We start from the raw sequence: 13,342 nt of genomic DNA, 5'->3' as shown, positions 1-13,342 counted from the left end.
GTCTGCGATTTCAAGGATCCGGCCGCTTCGATCGACGACCGTAGCCGCATCCAGGTTCTTCGCTGGTCCACGTCTGGCGTTGCGAAACAGCTGAAACGAACCAGGAAGGCCGCACGGCGTCCATGTCTGCCATTGAAATTGAAGAAGGCGTTTTCGAGTCCACCGCCACCATCGACAACGGGAGCTTCGGCACCCGCACCATCCGCTTCGAGACCGGCCGGTTGGCCCAGCAGGCGGCCGGCAGTGTCGTGGCCTACCTCGACGACGAGACCATGCTGCTGTCGGCGACCACCGCCAGCAAGGCTCCCAAGGAGCACTTCGACTTCTTCCCGCTCACCGTCGACGTCGAGGAGCGGATGTATGCCGCCGGGCGCATCCCGGGCTCCTTCTTCCGTCGCGAGGGCCGGCCGTCCACCGACGCGATCCTGACCTGCCGGCTCACCGACCGCCCGCTGCGCCCGTCGTTCGTCGACGGCCTGCGCAACGAGATCCAGGTCGTGGTGACCGTGCTGAGCCTGGACCCCCGGGACCTCTACGACGTGGTGGCGATCAACGCCGCCTCGGCGTCCACGCAGCTGGCCGGGCTGCCGTTCTCCGGCCCGGTCGGGGCGGCGCGGGTGGCGCTGATCGACGGCAGCTGGGTGGCGTTCCCCACCGTCGAGCAGCTCGAGCGCGCGGTGTTCGACATGGTGCTGGCCGGCCGTGTCCTCGATGACGGTGACGTGGCGATCATGATGGTCGAGGCCGAGGCCACCGAGAACGTCATCGAGCTGATCGAAGCCGGTGCGCAGGCGCCGACCGAGGCCGTGGTGGCCGAGGGCATGGAGGCGGCCAAGCCGTTCATCGCGGCGCTGTGCAAAGCCCAGCAGGAGCTGGCCGACGCGGCCGGGAAGCCGACCAGCGACTACCCGCTGTTCCCCGCCTACGGCGAGGACGTCTACTACGCGGTGGCCTCCGTCGCCACCGACGAGCTGGCCAAGGCGCTGACCATCGCCGGCAAGGCCGAGCGCGACGAGCGGACCGAGGAGATCAAGGCCGAGGTGCTGACGCGCCTGGCCGAGACCTACGAGGGCCGCGAGAAGGAGATCAGTGCGGCCTACCGCAGCCTGACCAAAAAGCTGGTGCGCCAGCGCATCCTGACCGACCACTTCCGCATCGACGGCCGCGGTATCACCGACATCCGGGCCCTCTCCGCCGAGGTGGCGGTGGTGCCCCGGGCGCACGGCAGCGCACTGTTCGAGCGTGGCGAGACCCAGATCCTCGGGGTGACCACGCTGGACATGATGAAGATGGCGCAGCAGATCGACTCGCTGGGGCCGGAGACCTCCAAGCGCTACATGCACCACTACAACTTCCCGCCGTACTCCACCGGTGAGACCGGCCGGGTCGGTTCGCCCAAGCGCCGCGAGATCGGCCACGGCGCCTTGGCCGAGCGGGCCCTGGTTCCGGTGCTGCCCAGCGTCGAGGAGTTCCCCTACGCCATCCGGCAGGTGTCCGAAGCCCTGGGCTCCAACGGATCCACCTCGATGGGATCGGTCTGCGCGTCCACGCTGGCACTGCTCAACGCCGGTGTGCCGCTGAAGGCTCCGGTCGCCGGTATCGCGATGGGCCTGGTCTCCGACGATGTCGAGGTGGACGGCAAGACCGAGCGCCGCTTCGTCGCGCTCACCGACATCCTCGGTGCCGAGGACGCGTTCGGCGACATGGACTTCAAGGTCGCCGGCACCAAGGACTTCGTCACCGCGCTGCAGCTGGACACCAAGCTCGACGGCATCCCGTCCAAGGTGCTCGCCGGTGCGCTGAGCCAGGCCAAGGACGCGCGGCTGACCATCCTGGAGGTGATGGCCGAGGCCATCGACGCCCCCGACGAGATGAGCCCGTACGCGCCGCGGGTCACCACGATCAAGGTTCCGGTGGACAAGATCGGTGAGGTGATCGGCCCCAAGGGCAAGATGATCAACTCGATCACCGAGGAGACCGGCGCCCAGATCTCCATCGAGGACGACGGCACCGTGTTCGTCGGCGCCACCGACGGCCCCTCGGCGCAGGCCGCGATCGACAAGATCAACGCGATCGCCAACCCGCAGCTGCCCAAGATCGGCGAGCGATTCCTGGGCACCGTGGTCAAGACCACCGACTTCGGCGCATTCATCTCGCTGCTGCCGGGCCGCGACGGGCTGGTGCACATCTCCAAGCTCGGCAAGGGCAAGCGCGTGGCGAAGGTCGAGGACGTCGTCAAGGTCGGCGACAAGCTGCGGGTGGAGATCGCCGACATCGACAACCGCGGCAAGATCTCGCTGGTGCCCGTCGAGGATGCAGCGGACGCCGCGACCCAAGAAGCGGGGTCGACTGAGCCTGCCGATGCCGCAGCCACCGAGAGCTGACATCGCGCGCGCCACACTGCGACGCACCACGCTGCCGGGCGGACTGCGGGTGGTCACCGAGTACCTCCCAGGGGTCCGTTCGGCATCGGTGGGCGTCTGGGTCGGCGTCGGATCACGCGACGAGGGCGCCACGGTGGCCGGGGCGGCGCACTTCCTGGAGCACCTGCTGTTCAAGGCCACCCCGACTCGCACGGCGGCCGGCATAGCGCAGGCCATGGACGCCGTCGGCGGTGAGCTCAACGCCTTCACCGGCAAGGAGCACACCTGCTACTACGCCCATGTGCTCGACACCGATCTGGAGCTGGCCGTCGCGCTGGTCAGCGATGTGGTGCTCAACGGGTCCTGCGCGGCCGCCGATGTCGACCTCGAACGCGACGTGGTGCTCGAGGAACTCGCGATGCGCGACGACGATCCCGAGGACGCGCTGGGTGATGTGTTCTTGTCGACGCTGTTCGGCGAGCATCCGATCGGACGGCCGGTGATCGGCAACGTCGAATCGGTGACGGCGATGACCCGCGCCCAGCTGCGCTCGTTTCACCAGCGTCGCTACACCCCGGAGCGCATGGTGGTGGCGGTGGCCGGCAATGTCGATCACGACACCGTAGTGGCGCTGGTGCGAGAACACTTCGGGCATCGCCTGATTCGAGGCGAGAAGCCTGCCCCGCCGCGGCGCGGCACCGCCCGGGTGCCGGGCACTCCCGGGCTGACCGTGGTCAACCGTGACGCCGACCAGACCCACATGTCGCTGGGGGTGCGCGCCCCGGGGCGGCACTGGCCGCACCGTCAGGCCCTGGCGGTGCTGAACACGGCTCTCGGTGGGGGATTGAGTTCGCGGTTGTTCCAACAGGTTCGGGAGTCCCGCGGGTTGGCGTACTCGATCTACTCTTCGGTGGACACCTTCGCCGATGCGGGCGCCCTGTCGGTCTACACCGCCTGCCAGCCGGAGCGATTCGCCGAAGTGGCGGCGGTGACCGTCGAAGTCCTCGACTCGGTTGCGCGTGACGGCATCAGTGCTGAAGAGTGCCGGATCGCGAAAGGTTCGTTACGCGGCGGATTGCTTCTGGGCCTGGAGGATTCGGGTTCGCGGATGCACCGGTTGGGTCGTACCGAATTGAACTACGGACGCTACCGTCCCATCTCCCGCACGCTGCGGGAGCTGAACGCAGTCACCGTCGAAGAGGTCAACGCGGTGGCGCACCGACTGTTGCGCGGACCCTACGGGGTGGCGGTACTGGGCCCCTACCGGTCGAAAGGGGCGCTGCCCCGCCGGCTGCGGGCGCTGGCCGGTTGATGGCAGGGTAGGGGAATGGCTTTCAGCTTCTCCGAACTCGCGGTCCCCCTGGTCGGTGCGCCGATGGCCGGCGGTCCCAGCACACCGGCGCTGGCGGCCGCGGTGTCGCAGGCGGGCGGGCTGGGATTCGTCGCGGGCGGCTACCGTACCCCGCAACAACTGGCCGACGACATCGCCGCCGCCCGCAGCGCCACCGCCGGCCCGATCGGGGCCAATCTGTTTGTGCCGCAACCCAGCGACGCCGATCTGGTGCTGCTCGACGAGTATGCCGACCTGCTGGAACCACTGGCCGAGCACTACGGCGTCGAATTGGGCCGGCCCCGCTTCGGCGACGACGACTGCTGGCCGGAGAAGTTCGACGTGATCGCCGACCTGCGGCCCACCGTGGTGTCGTTCACGTTCGGGACGCCGGCGCCGGAGGACCTGGCGAAGCTGCGTGCGCTACGCATCCTGACCGTAGTCACGGTGACCTCGGCTTATGAGGCCGGCGTCGCGGTGGCGCACGGCGCCGATGCCCTGGTGGTGCAGGGCCCCCGCGCCGGCGGTCATCGCGGTACTTTCGCGCCCGATGTGCGCCCCGGCAGCGAACCTCTCGAGGAGCTGCTGGCCGAGATCAGCCATGCCCACCGCGACGTCCCGCTGGTAGCGGCCGGTGGCCTGGGCACCGCCGCCGACGTCGCCGGCGTGCTGGGACGGGGTGCGGTGGCCGCGCAGGTCGGTACCGCACTGCTGCTCTCGGATGAGGCGGGCACCAATCCGACGCACCGTGCGGCGCTGACGAATCCGGAATTCAGCAACACCACGGTGACGTGTGCGTTCTCCGGCCGCTACGCGCGCGGACTGGAAAACGACTTCACCCGGACCCTCGACAACGTGGCGCCGGTGGGATACCCCGAGATCAACCACATGACCACACCGATCCGGGCGGCGGCGGTGGCGGTGGACGACCCGCACGGCACCAGCCTGTGGGCCGGGACCGCCTACCGGACCGCCCGCCCGGGCCCGGCCGCCGACATCGTCGCGGCGCTGGCGTCGGGTTGATCCGCTCACCACATGGTGGACCGTCGGCCCTTGACTGCCTTCCGCTTTGCGTCCTCTTCGGATGCCTTGTGATTTCGTGAGCCGGCGCCGCCGCGCCCATCCATCGCCATCAGCGGAGCACCGCCGAACAGCGGCATGCCGCTCAACATCCCGCCGGCGCGTTCGGTCGCGACCACGTTGGCCATCGGGAACTCAGCGGCGGCGAGCCGCATCTCCGGGGCTGCGGTGGCCCAGGCCCTGGGAACCGACAGGCCGCTGACCGAGGCCGCGTTGCCGATCGCCGCCGAGGCCGCCGATGTTGCCGATGTCAGGCCCGCAGGGGCCAGCGTCGGCGTCAGGCCCAACGGCAGGCCGGCCGCGATGGCGGCCGGGGCTGCTTCCGCCAGGCCGAAGGGCGACGGGAGATCGGCGGCGGCGATCAGGTATTCGGGGATGAACGCGGCGATGATGGCGCTGCTCATCATGGTCGAGACCGGGGCGGCGCCCAGCGTCGACAGGTCGCTGAAAATGGGTGGAAGCGCCAGGCCGTCTGCTGCCAGCGCTTCCGCTGGGGACGGCAGCGTGCTCGGCAAGCCCTGCATCGTCTGCGGGAGGGACGAGGAGGCCTGGCCGGCCGCGTCCCCAGCCACGTCGGTGGCCGCCTCCCCGAGCGCATCGGTGGCCGAAACGCCTTCCGCGGCCACGCCGCCCGCGTCGGCCGTCTGGGGCGGGGTGCTGAACGGTGTCATCTGCGATGCGGCCTCGGCGGCAGCGCCGTAGCTGTACATCGCGGACGCGTCTTGGGCCCACATCTCGCCGTAGAGGGCCTCGGTGGCGGCGATCGCCGGGGCGTTCTGGCCGAAGAAGTTCGTTGCGACCAGCGTCGCCAACTGCATGCGGTTGGCGGCGATCACCGCCGGCGGAACAGTCATCGCGAACGCGCTCGCATGCGCCGCGGCCGCGGCCTTCGCCTGGGCGCTGGTCTGCTCGGCTTGCTCAGCGGTGGCGCTGAGCCAGGTGGCATACGGTGCGGCCGCGGCGGCCATCTTCGTCGATGCCGGTCCCAGCCAGGGGCCACTGGTCAACTCCGTGACCACCGACCGGTAGCTTGCCGCCGCGGTGTGCAGTTCGGCGGCCAACTCATCCCAGGCCGCCGAGGCGGCCAGCAGCGACCCTGAACCAGGGCCGGCGTACATGCGACCGGAGTTGACTTCCGGCGGGAGCGCTGCGAAATCCACTGCTGTGTCTCCTGCCTTATCCGGCCGCGATCGCGTTGGCGGCCTCGGCGGTGGCGTAGGCGTTCGCGCCGCCGTTGAGGGTGGCCACAAACGTCTCGTGAATAGCTGCGGCTTGCGCGCTGATCTGGTGGTACTGCTGCGCTTGGACGGCGAATCGCGCGGCGAGCATCGCCGAGACCTCGTCGGCGGCCGGCGGCACCACTGCGGTTGTCGGGACCGCCGCCGCCGCGTTTTGGGCCGCGAGCGCGACTCCGGTGCTCGACAAACAATTGGCGGCGGTTGCCATCGCCTCAGGATGTGCGGTTACGAACGACAACAGGGCTCTCCTCAAATACGGCAGCAGACATGGAAAAGGGCCAGCTTCTTGGTGGAGTCGGCCCTTATGGGAGCCACGTTTCCCGACAGCCGCCCCGACTTCCAAGCTGGTTAACGAAGTCTTAACGGCCGCAACGAGACGTTTACAAAAAAGTTAATGATCGCTCATGTTGACGTGATGGCCGGTTTGAGGTATTGACGCTGGCGCAAATTCGGCGAGGATGTCGATCTAGCCGGTACCGGTGGTATCGTTGTACCCTGGCGAATTATCTGTCCACGACAAAGACAAAAGCTGGCTCTTTGTAAATGGGGGTTGACATGCTCAAGGTTGACGACAGCGCGGCCGGCCCACACGACGGAGCGCTGGACCACGAGCGGATCGTCCTGCAGGCCCGGGACGTCGACTTCGACTGGTCGGACCTTCCGGTGCACTACGTACCCGGGGAACCCTTCGCCACCCACTTCTGCAACGTGCTGCACCTGCTACTGCCCGCCGGCGAGGAGTTCTTCGTCGAGGTGTTCAAGCAGGCGCTGCCGCTGATCAAGGACGACCAACTGCGCCTCGACGTGCAGGGATTCATCGGGCAGGAGGCCACCCACTCCCAGGCGCACGCCGGCGTCGTCGACCACCTGGCCGCGCGCGGCGTCGACATGTCGCCGTTCACCGGCCAGATCAAGTGGTTGTTCGCTCGCCTGCTCGGGGACCGGCCGCACTGGAGCAAGCGCCGCCAGCAGCGCTGGCTGCTGGAACGGGTGGCGCTGGTGGCCGCCGTCGAGCACTACACGGCGATTCTGGGGGAGTGGGTGCTCGACAGCCCGGCGCTGGATGCGGTCGGGGCGCATCCAGCGATGCTGGACATGCTGCGCTGGCACGGCGCCGAAGAGGTCGAGCACAAGGCCGTGGCCTTCGACGTGATGAAGCACCTGCGGGCCGGATATCTCCGGCAGGTTCGCACCCAGCTGGCCGTCACCCCGCTGATGCTGTTGCTGTGGGTGCGCGGGCTGCGGTTCATGTACAAGGTGGACCCGCAGCTGCCACCGGGAACCAAGCCGCGCTGGCGGGACTGGTTCGCGGTGGCGCGTCGCGGCCTGGTGCCCGCCCCGTTTGAATTCCTGCCCGCCATCGCCTCCTACTACCGGCCGGGCTTTCACCCGGCGCAACTGGGCGGGGTGGAGAAGGCGGTCAACTACCTCGCAGTTTCCCCCGCCGCCCGCGCCACGCATTGACCACCGGAAGAAGAGGCCCCATGACCACTCTGACCGCATCCGACGGTGTCACACTGGCGGTGCATACCTACACCGACGTGGACCCGCAGCGGCCGACGATCCTGGCGATCCACGGCTATCCGGACAATCACCACGTCTGGGACGGCGTGGCCGAGGCGCTCGCCGACACCGGCCGCTACAACGTCGTCGCCTACGACGTGCGCGGCGCGGGTGCGTCTGCGGCACCGGCGGACAGGTCCGGTTACCGGCTTCCTCAGCTGACCGCCGACGTCGGCGCGGTGATCGCCCACCTCGGCGTGGAGCAGGTTCACCTGCTGGGCCACGACTGGGGATCGATCCAGGGCTGGGCGGCGGTCACCGACCCGTGTGTCGCCTCCAAAATCGCTTCCTACACCTCGATTTCCGGGCCCCACCTGGATTACGCCGGCCGGTTCCTGCGGTCACCGCGCAACCTGCGGGCGGTCGTGGATGTGATTCGACAGTTGCTGGAGTCGTCCTACATCTGGCTGTTTTTGACCCCCCGATTGCCCGAGGCGCTGTTCCGGTCCGGATTCGGCGGCAAACTCATCGACACCCTGGAGCGCATCGGCCGCTCCGGCGGTCAGCGGTGGGCCACGCACCGCGGCGAGAACGACTACGTCAACGGACTCAACCTCTACCGGGCCAACATGCCGCGACCGTTTTTGAAGCCGTCCGCGCCGCTTCCGGTCACCGAGGTCGCTGTGCAGGTGCTTGCACCGCGGCTGGACCTGTTCGTCAGCCCCGCCTTGCAGCGGTTCACCGGCTCGATCCCGCGCCGGCACCGGGTGCTGGACATCGACGGTGGGCACTGGGTGGTGACCGACCGGCCCGAGATGATCGCCCGGCACACCGCCGACTGGGTGGAGCGGGCTGTGGCCGACAATGCCGGCGCACCCGAGTCTCGGCAAAGCTGATATGCCGCAAAGGATCTGGAGTTCCCGGCCCGCCGACCTCTACGGCCGGCGCAAACACGATCGCTTCTACAACATGCTGTGGATGGCGGTCACGCTGTTCGGCGGGGTCTCGGGGCTGTCGCGCTGGAAGCCGTCGCGGGTCGCCCCGGTCTCACGGACCATCACCGCGGTCGTCACCAAGCGCGAGATGCTCACCGACGACGTGGTGGCCCTGACGATCGCAGACCCTCGTGGGCTGCTGCCGTCCTGGACCCCGGGCGGTCACATCGATGTCCAGCTGCCGTCGGGGCGTCGCCGACAGTACTCGCTGTGCGGTGTGCCGGGGCGGCGCACCGAGTACCGCATCGCGGTGCGGCGGCTCGACGACGGCGGCGGCGGCTCGGTGGAGATGCACGAGTCCTACGCGGTGGGCGACACCTTGGTGTTCGAGGGCCCGCGTAACGCGTTCTATCTCGGCACCGGTGAGAGCGACGTGCTGTTCGTCATCGGCGGCATCGGGGTGACCCCGATGCTGCCGATGCTGCGCGAGGCGGCGCAACGCGGAATCGATTGGCGCGCGGTCTATGCCGGCCGCAGTCGGGCCGACATGCCGCTGCTCGACGAGGTACTGGGAGTCGATCCCGAGCGGGTCACGGTGTGGGCCGACGACGAGCACGGGCGGTTCGCCGGCACCGACGAACTGCTGGCCGGCGCCGGTCCGCAGACCGCGGTCTATGTGTGCGGGCCGCCCGCCATGCTCGAAGCGGTGCGCACCACCCGTGACCAACATGCCGATGCGCCGCTGCACTACGAGCGGTTCAGCCCGCCGCCGGTGGTGGACGGCCTGCCCTTCGAGCTGGAGCTCGCCCGGTCGCGGCGGCTGCTGCAGGTCCCGGCGGACCGTTCGGCCCTGGATGTGATGCTCGACGCCGACCCGACGACGGCATGCTCGTGCCGGCAGGGGTTCTGCGGTACCTGCAAAGTCAAGGTGGTCTCCGGTGATGTCGACCGGCGCGGGCGCACCGCGGAGGGCGACGACGAGATGCTCGTCTGCGTCTCCCGGGCCAACGGCGGCCGGATCGTCATCGACGCGTGAGCGAATTGGCGTTAACTTCCAGTCGATTTCGACGAATCACGGCGCCCGCTCAGCTGTCCCCCTAGACTTCCCGGATGCCCGGAGCCGGTTCGATACATCCTGCAAGTCTTCCCGCCAAGCTGATCTACGCGGTCGCCCATGCCATCACCCCGCGCCTGGTGCGGCGCCTGGTGCTGCACGCCGGCACCGGAACCGTCGCCGGCCGGATGACGACGATGGGCCGTCGGATCAACACCCTGGCCAAGCTGCAGCGGGTGCGGCCGTTCCTGGGGGTGAGCTTCACCCGCGGTGAGGCCGCCGCCGTCCCGGTCGAGGTCGTGCGGGCGGCTGATCGCGGCCGGCCCCTCGGCGAGGCGTTCCGCGACGGCGTCATCCTGTATTTCCACGGCGGCGGCTTCGTCACCGGCGGCCTGGACACCCATCTGCATGTGGTGGCCAAGCTCGCCCGCCGCACCCGGCTGCCGGTCGTCCACGTCGATTACCGGCAGTATCCGCAGGTGACGGTGGACGGTTCGGTGGACGATTGTGTCGGCGCCTACCGGTGGCTGCTCGGTCTTGGCGCCGACCCGGCCAAAACGGTGCTGGTGGGTGACTCCGCCGGTGGGTTCCTGGCGTTCGCGACCGCGCTGACCGGTCAACAACGGGGCCTGCCCGCTCCGGCCGGGGTGATCGGGATCTCGGCGCTGCTGGAGCTCGACGGTGTCGCGCGCAGCACCCACTCGAACCGGACCGCCGACGCCTTCGGCATTCCGGCGGTGCTGCCCGACATCGTTGATCTGGTGTGCCCGTCGCCGAGCATGCGCCACGCGCTGTCGCCGATCAACGGCCGGTTGGACACGATGCCACCGGCGCTGCTGCTCGCTGCCGAGTCGGAGATCCTGCGCTGCGATGCAGAACGCCTGCACGCCGCGCTGGCGCAACTGGGCCGGCCCAGCCGCCTTGAGGTGTGGGCGCGTGAACTGCACGCCTTCCCGGCGCTCTTCCCGTTCCTGCCGGACAGCCGGGCGGCGTTCGATCAGATGTGCCGCTTCGTGACCGAACGCCTGGTCGAGGCCGACCGGCCCGGCGAGGCCCGCCGGGAGGTGTCCTGAGGGGCGCTGCCGTGTTGACAGCGGCGACCCCGCGCCCGGCTTCGTCGCGCTCGCCGTCCCCGCTAGGGTTGCAGCCATGCGGGTAGCAGTGCTGGGCGCCAAGGGCAAAGTCGGCGCCACGATGGTTGCGGCGGTGCGCGCCGCCGAGGATCTGACCCTGTCCGCCGAGATCGACGCCGGTGACGAGCTGAGCCTGCTGACCGACGGCGGCACCGAGGTCGTGATTGACTTCACCCACCCCGACGTCGTGATGGGCAATCTGAAGTTCTTGATCGACAACGGAATTCACGCCGTGGTCGGCACCACGGGGTTCACGCAGGAGCGGCTCGAGCAGGTCCGCTCCTGGTTGGCGGCCAAACCCGGGGCGTCGGTGCTGATCGCACCCAACTTCGCCATCGGGGCGGTGCTGTCGATGCACTTCGCGGTCCAGGCCGCCAAGTACTTCGAATCGGTAGAGGTCATCGAGCTGCACCACCCGCAGAAGGCCGATGCGCCTTCGGGCACCGCGGCCCGCACCGCCGCGCTGATCGCCGAGGCCCGAAAAGGACTGCCGCCCAACCCCGATGCCACCAGCACCGGCCTGCCCGGAGCGCGGGGCGCCGACGTCGACGGTGTTCCGGTGCACTCGGTACGGCTGGCCGGGCTGGTCGCCCACCAGGAGGTGCTGTTCGGGACCATGGGCGAAACGCTCACCATTCGCCACGACAGCATCGACCGGACGTCGTTCGTTCCCGGGGTGCTGCTGGCGGTACGTCGCGTCGCCGAATTCCCCGGGCTGACGATCGGCATCGAGCCTCTCCTCGACCTGAAATAAGGTAGTCGAAGTGTCGGCGGCCACCCGGATTAAGGCGCTCATCGCCTTCATGTGCCTGGCGCTGCTGATGTATCTGGTGTTCTTGGGCCGGATCGCGGTGCTGCTGATCACCTCCGGCTCGTTACCGGCGATCGGGATGGGCCTGGCGCTGCTGATCATGCCGTTCATCGGGCTGTGGGCGATGATCGCCACCCTGCGCGACGGCCTCGCCCACCAGCGGCTGTCCCGGTTGATCGCCGTCGACGGGATGGAACTGGACGCCAGTGCGTTGCCGCGACGGCCGTCGGGTCGTATCGAACGCGACGCCGCCGATGCCCTGTTCCACACGGTGCGCGCCGAACTCGACGCCGACCCGGACAACTGGCGGCGCTGGTACCGGCTGGCCCGCGCCTATGAGTACGCCGGGGACCGTCGCCGGGCGCGGGAGGCGATGAAAACCGCGGTCCGGCTGCAGGAGAGCCGATGAGCAAGACGCTGCTGGTGGTTCACCACACGCCCTCGCCGTACTGCCAGGCCATGTTCGAGGCGGTGGTCTCCGGGGCCGGTACCCCGGAGATCGAGGGAGTCGAGGTGGTGCGTCGCGCGGCGCTGGCGGTGTCGCCGACCGACATGCTCTCGGCCGACGGCTACCTGTTGGGCAGCCCGGCCAACCTGGGCTATCTCAGCGGCGCCCTCAAGCACGCCTTCGACGTGTGCTACTACCCGATCCTGGACTCGACCCGCGGTCGGCCCTTCGGGCTGTATCTGCACGGCAACGAAGGCACCGAGGGCGCCGAACGTGCGGTCGACGCCATCACGACCGGCCTGGGGTGGGTGAAGGCCGCTGACTATGTGGTGGTCTCCGGCAAGCCCGGCAAGGCCGAATTGGAAGCGTGCTGGGAACTCGGTGCGACGGTGGCCGCCCAGTTGATGGACTGAGCACCGCTACGGACCGATGTGCGTCTCCGGCTGGTAGAACGAGTGGAACGGATACTGTCGGCCCAGCGGGCCCATCTGGTGACAGTCCTGCTGCGACGGTGGCGATTTCGGCGGCTCGTAGTAGTAGATCACGCAGCGCTGCCAGCTACCGTCGGGCTGAACCGGGCCGTCGCACTTCTGGGCGGTGGAGAAGAACAGCAGCGGGTTGTCCTGACAACCGGCATGGGCCACCGGCGCCGAGGCGACCAGCCACCCGGTCATCAGCCCGGCGGCAGCCAGCGTGGCGGCCAAGCCCCCGGTGAGATAGCGCTTCACGGCCGTCTCCTTCCCGCCCCGTCGTGTTGTCGAGAGACTACGCCGGATGTCGCAGGTGTTTGCCAGGTTGAGCGCTCCGCGGTTTTCAGACTCTCGCCGGGGGCGAAGCGATAGGCTCCCATACCGTGACCCAAGCAAACGACACCGTGTCCACCACGGACCTGCTTGCGCGCACGCTGGAATCCGTGCGCGCGGCCTACCAGAACATCGCGGAGCTGGCCGAGCACCAGGACGGCATCTATGCCGTGGCGCAGACCGCTAGGGGCACCGCGCTCATCCACGACCTGCGCAAGTCGCTCGACCAGCTCAATAAGATCCTGCCCTTCAAGAGCTAGTTGCCCGCCCGCTCGTCAGGTTGGGGTTTTGTTGAGGGCGCGTTCGGAGTTGATGTGGTGGGCGCGGTCTTGGGTTCGGGTGCGTGTGCGGGTGGGCATCATTAGGCCGCGGTCGGTGTTTGGTGTGGGTGGTGGCGGTGGTGGCGGTGGTGTGCCGGTGGGTGTGCATAGGGTGGGGAACAGCAGTGTGCTGCCGGGTCGGGTGGTGTAGGTGTGGCCGGTGGGGCTGGTCCAGTTTATTGTGCCGTCGGGGTGTTGGGTGTCGTGCCAGCCTGTGGGGCCGGTCCAGAAGGTTTTGAGTAGGTGGTGTTTTCGGCAGAGGCAGCGCAGGTTGGCGGGGTGGGTCGGCCCGATCGGGTAGGCGATGGCGTGGTCGATGTCGCA

At 68.8% G+C, this 13,342-nt stretch carries 15 protein-coding genes; 11 read left to right on the top strand and 4 right to left on the bottom strand.

The window, feature by feature from the left end; genetic code table 11:
* Positions 1-122 precede the first annotated feature (122 nt).
* Genes A5694_RS09335 through A5694_RS09325 form a run of 3 tightly spaced genes read left to right on the top strand, consistent with a single transcriptional unit; the run spans position 123 to position 4,716 of the window.
* Positions 123-2,384 carry a polyribonucleotide nucleotidyltransferase gene (locus tag A5694_RS09335; RefSeq protein WP_064921559.1) on the top strand — a complete coding sequence of 754 codons (2,262 nt, stop codon included), beginning with the start codon at positions 123-125 and terminating at the stop codon, positions 2,382-2,384.
* Entirely contained in the window at positions 2,362-3,675 is a 1,314-nt protein-coding gene (locus tag A5694_RS09330; protein ID WP_064921558.1) for a M16 family metallopeptidase, read from the top strand. Before A5694_RS09335 ends, A5694_RS09330 begins: the two co-directional genes overlap by 23 nt.
* 15 nt (positions 3,676-3,690) lie before the next feature.
* Positions 3,691-4,716: a nitronate monooxygenase gene (locus tag A5694_RS09325; RefSeq protein ID WP_064921557.1), complete on the top strand. Its 1,026-nt coding sequence runs from the start codon at positions 3,691-3,693 to the stop codon at positions 4,714-4,716.
* A 5-nt stretch (positions 4,717-4,721) separates the two neighbouring features.
* On the opposite strand, the gene A5694_RS25060 is transcribed toward A5694_RS09325, so the two are convergent.
* Together A5694_RS25060 and A5694_RS09315 are read right to left on the bottom strand one after the other, a co-directional pair.
* A complete protein-coding gene (locus tag A5694_RS25060) occupies positions 4,722-5,933 on the bottom strand; it encodes a PPE family protein (protein WP_065019346.1) in 1,212 nt (403 codons plus the stop codon).
* Positions 5,934-5,949: 16 nt separating this feature from the next.
* Complete coding sequence (locus tag A5694_RS09315; protein ID WP_064921555.1) at positions 5,950-6,249, bottom strand: PE family protein; 300 nt, start codon at positions 6,247-6,249, stop codon at positions 5,950-5,952.
* Positions 6,250-6,566: 317 nt separating this feature from the next.
* Between A5694_RS09315 and A5694_RS09310 the strand changes: the two genes are divergently transcribed.
* The 7 genes from A5694_RS09310 to A5694_RS09280 all read left to right on the top strand — a co-directional run bounded on the left by A5694_RS09310 (position 6,567) and on the right by A5694_RS09280 (position 12,308).
* Positions 6,567-7,475: a metal-dependent hydrolase gene (locus A5694_RS09310; RefSeq protein WP_064921554.1), complete on the top strand. Its 909-nt coding sequence runs from the start codon at positions 6,567-6,569 to the stop codon at positions 7,473-7,475.
* A 20-nt stretch (positions 7,476-7,495) separates the two neighbouring features.
* Entirely contained in the window at positions 7,496-8,410 is a 915-nt protein-coding gene (locus tag A5694_RS09305; protein WP_064921553.1) for an alpha/beta fold hydrolase, read from the top strand.
* A gap of 1 nt (position 8,411) precedes the next feature.
* Entirely contained in the window at positions 8,412-9,485 is a 1,074-nt protein-coding gene (locus tag A5694_RS09300; protein WP_064921552.1) for a PDR/VanB family oxidoreductase, read from the top strand.
* A gap of 74 nt (positions 9,486-9,559) precedes the next feature.
* The gene (locus A5694_RS09295; protein WP_064921551.1) at positions 9,560-10,576 is read left to right on the top strand and encodes an alpha/beta hydrolase; all 1,017 of its coding nucleotides are present in this window, start codon (positions 9,560-9,562) and stop codon (positions 10,574-10,576) included.
* Positions 10,577-10,652: 76 nt separating this feature from the next.
* A complete protein-coding gene (dapB, locus tag A5694_RS09290; protein ID WP_064921550.1) occupies positions 10,653-11,390 on the top strand; it encodes a 4-hydroxy-tetrahydrodipicolinate reductase in 738 nt (245 codons plus the stop codon).
* A gap of 10 nt (positions 11,391-11,400) precedes the next feature.
* Positions 11,401-11,856, top strand: a complete 456-nt coding sequence (locus tag A5694_RS09285) for a hypothetical protein (RefSeq protein ID WP_064921549.1) — start codon at positions 11,401-11,403, stop codon at positions 11,854-11,856.
* The gene (locus A5694_RS09280; protein ID WP_064921548.1) at positions 11,853-12,308 is read left to right on the top strand and encodes a flavodoxin family protein; all 456 of its coding nucleotides are present in this window, start codon (positions 11,853-11,855) and stop codon (positions 12,306-12,308) included. The genes A5694_RS09285 and A5694_RS09280 overlap by 4 nt, the downstream gene beginning before the upstream one ends.
* Before the next feature lie 6 nt (positions 12,309-12,314).
* On the opposite strand, the gene A5694_RS09275 is transcribed toward A5694_RS09280, so the two are convergent.
* A complete protein-coding gene (locus A5694_RS09275) occupies positions 12,315-12,623 on the bottom strand; it encodes a CDGP domain-containing protein (RefSeq protein ID WP_064921547.1) in 309 nt (102 codons plus the stop codon).
* Positions 12,624-12,748: 125 nt separating this feature from the next.
* Here A5694_RS09275 and A5694_RS09270 point away from each other — a divergent pair, with 125 nt between their 5' ends.
* A complete protein-coding gene (locus tag A5694_RS09270; protein WP_234786516.1) occupies positions 12,749-12,958 on the top strand; it encodes a hypothetical protein in 210 nt (69 codons plus the stop codon).
* Between the two features lie 15 nt (positions 12,959-12,973).
* Here A5694_RS09270 and A5694_RS24280 read toward each other — a convergent pair.
* Positions 12,974-13,342 (bottom strand): HNH endonuclease signature motif containing protein (locus tag A5694_RS24280; RefSeq protein ID WP_131809553.1); only part of this gene is annotated, 369 nt, incomplete at its 5' end.

Origin of the sequence: Mycolicibacter sinensis (assembly GCF_001667945.1) — a bacterium.
GTDB classification, from domain to species: Bacteria; Actinomycetota; Actinomycetes; order Mycobacteriales; family Mycobacteriaceae; genus Mycobacterium; species Mycobacterium sinense_B.
The sequence above is the reverse complement of the archived record's forward strand: the minus strand, read 5'-3'. Positions and strand labels throughout refer to the sequence as shown.

What these genes read in the sequence shown, in the direction of transcription:
- A5694_RS09335 (WP_064921559.1), top strand. Translation starts at nt 123, where the DNA reads ATGTCTGCCATTGAAATTGAAGAAGGCGTTTTCGAGTCCACCGCCACC.
- A5694_RS09330 (WP_064921558.1), top strand. Translation starts at nt 2,362, where the DNA reads ATGCCGCAGCCACCGAGAGCTGACATCGCGCGCGCCACACTGCGACGC.
- A5694_RS09325 (WP_064921557.1), top strand. Translation starts at nt 3,691, where the DNA reads ATGGCTTTCAGCTTCTCCGAACTCGCGGTCCCCCTGGTCGGTGCGCCG.
- A5694_RS09310 (WP_064921554.1), top strand. Translation starts at nt 6,567, where the DNA reads ATGCTCAAGGTTGACGACAGCGCGGCCGGCCCACACGACGGAGCGCTG.
- A5694_RS09305 (WP_064921553.1), top strand. Translation starts at nt 7,496, where the DNA reads ATGACCACTCTGACCGCATCCGACGGTGTCACACTGGCGGTGCATACC.
- A5694_RS09300 (WP_064921552.1), top strand. Translation starts at nt 8,412, where the DNA reads ATGCCGCAAAGGATCTGGAGTTCCCGGCCCGCCGACCTCTACGGCCGG.
- A5694_RS09295 (WP_064921551.1), top strand. Translation starts at nt 9,560, where the DNA reads ATGCCCGGAGCCGGTTCGATACATCCTGCAAGTCTTCCCGCCAAGCTG.
- dapB (WP_064921550.1), top strand. Translation starts at nt 10,653, where the DNA reads ATGCGGGTAGCAGTGCTGGGCGCCAAGGGCAAAGTCGGCGCCACGATG.
- A5694_RS09280 (WP_064921548.1), top strand. Translation starts at nt 11,853, where the DNA reads ATGAGCAAGACGCTGCTGGTGGTTCACCACACGCCCTCGCCGTACTGC.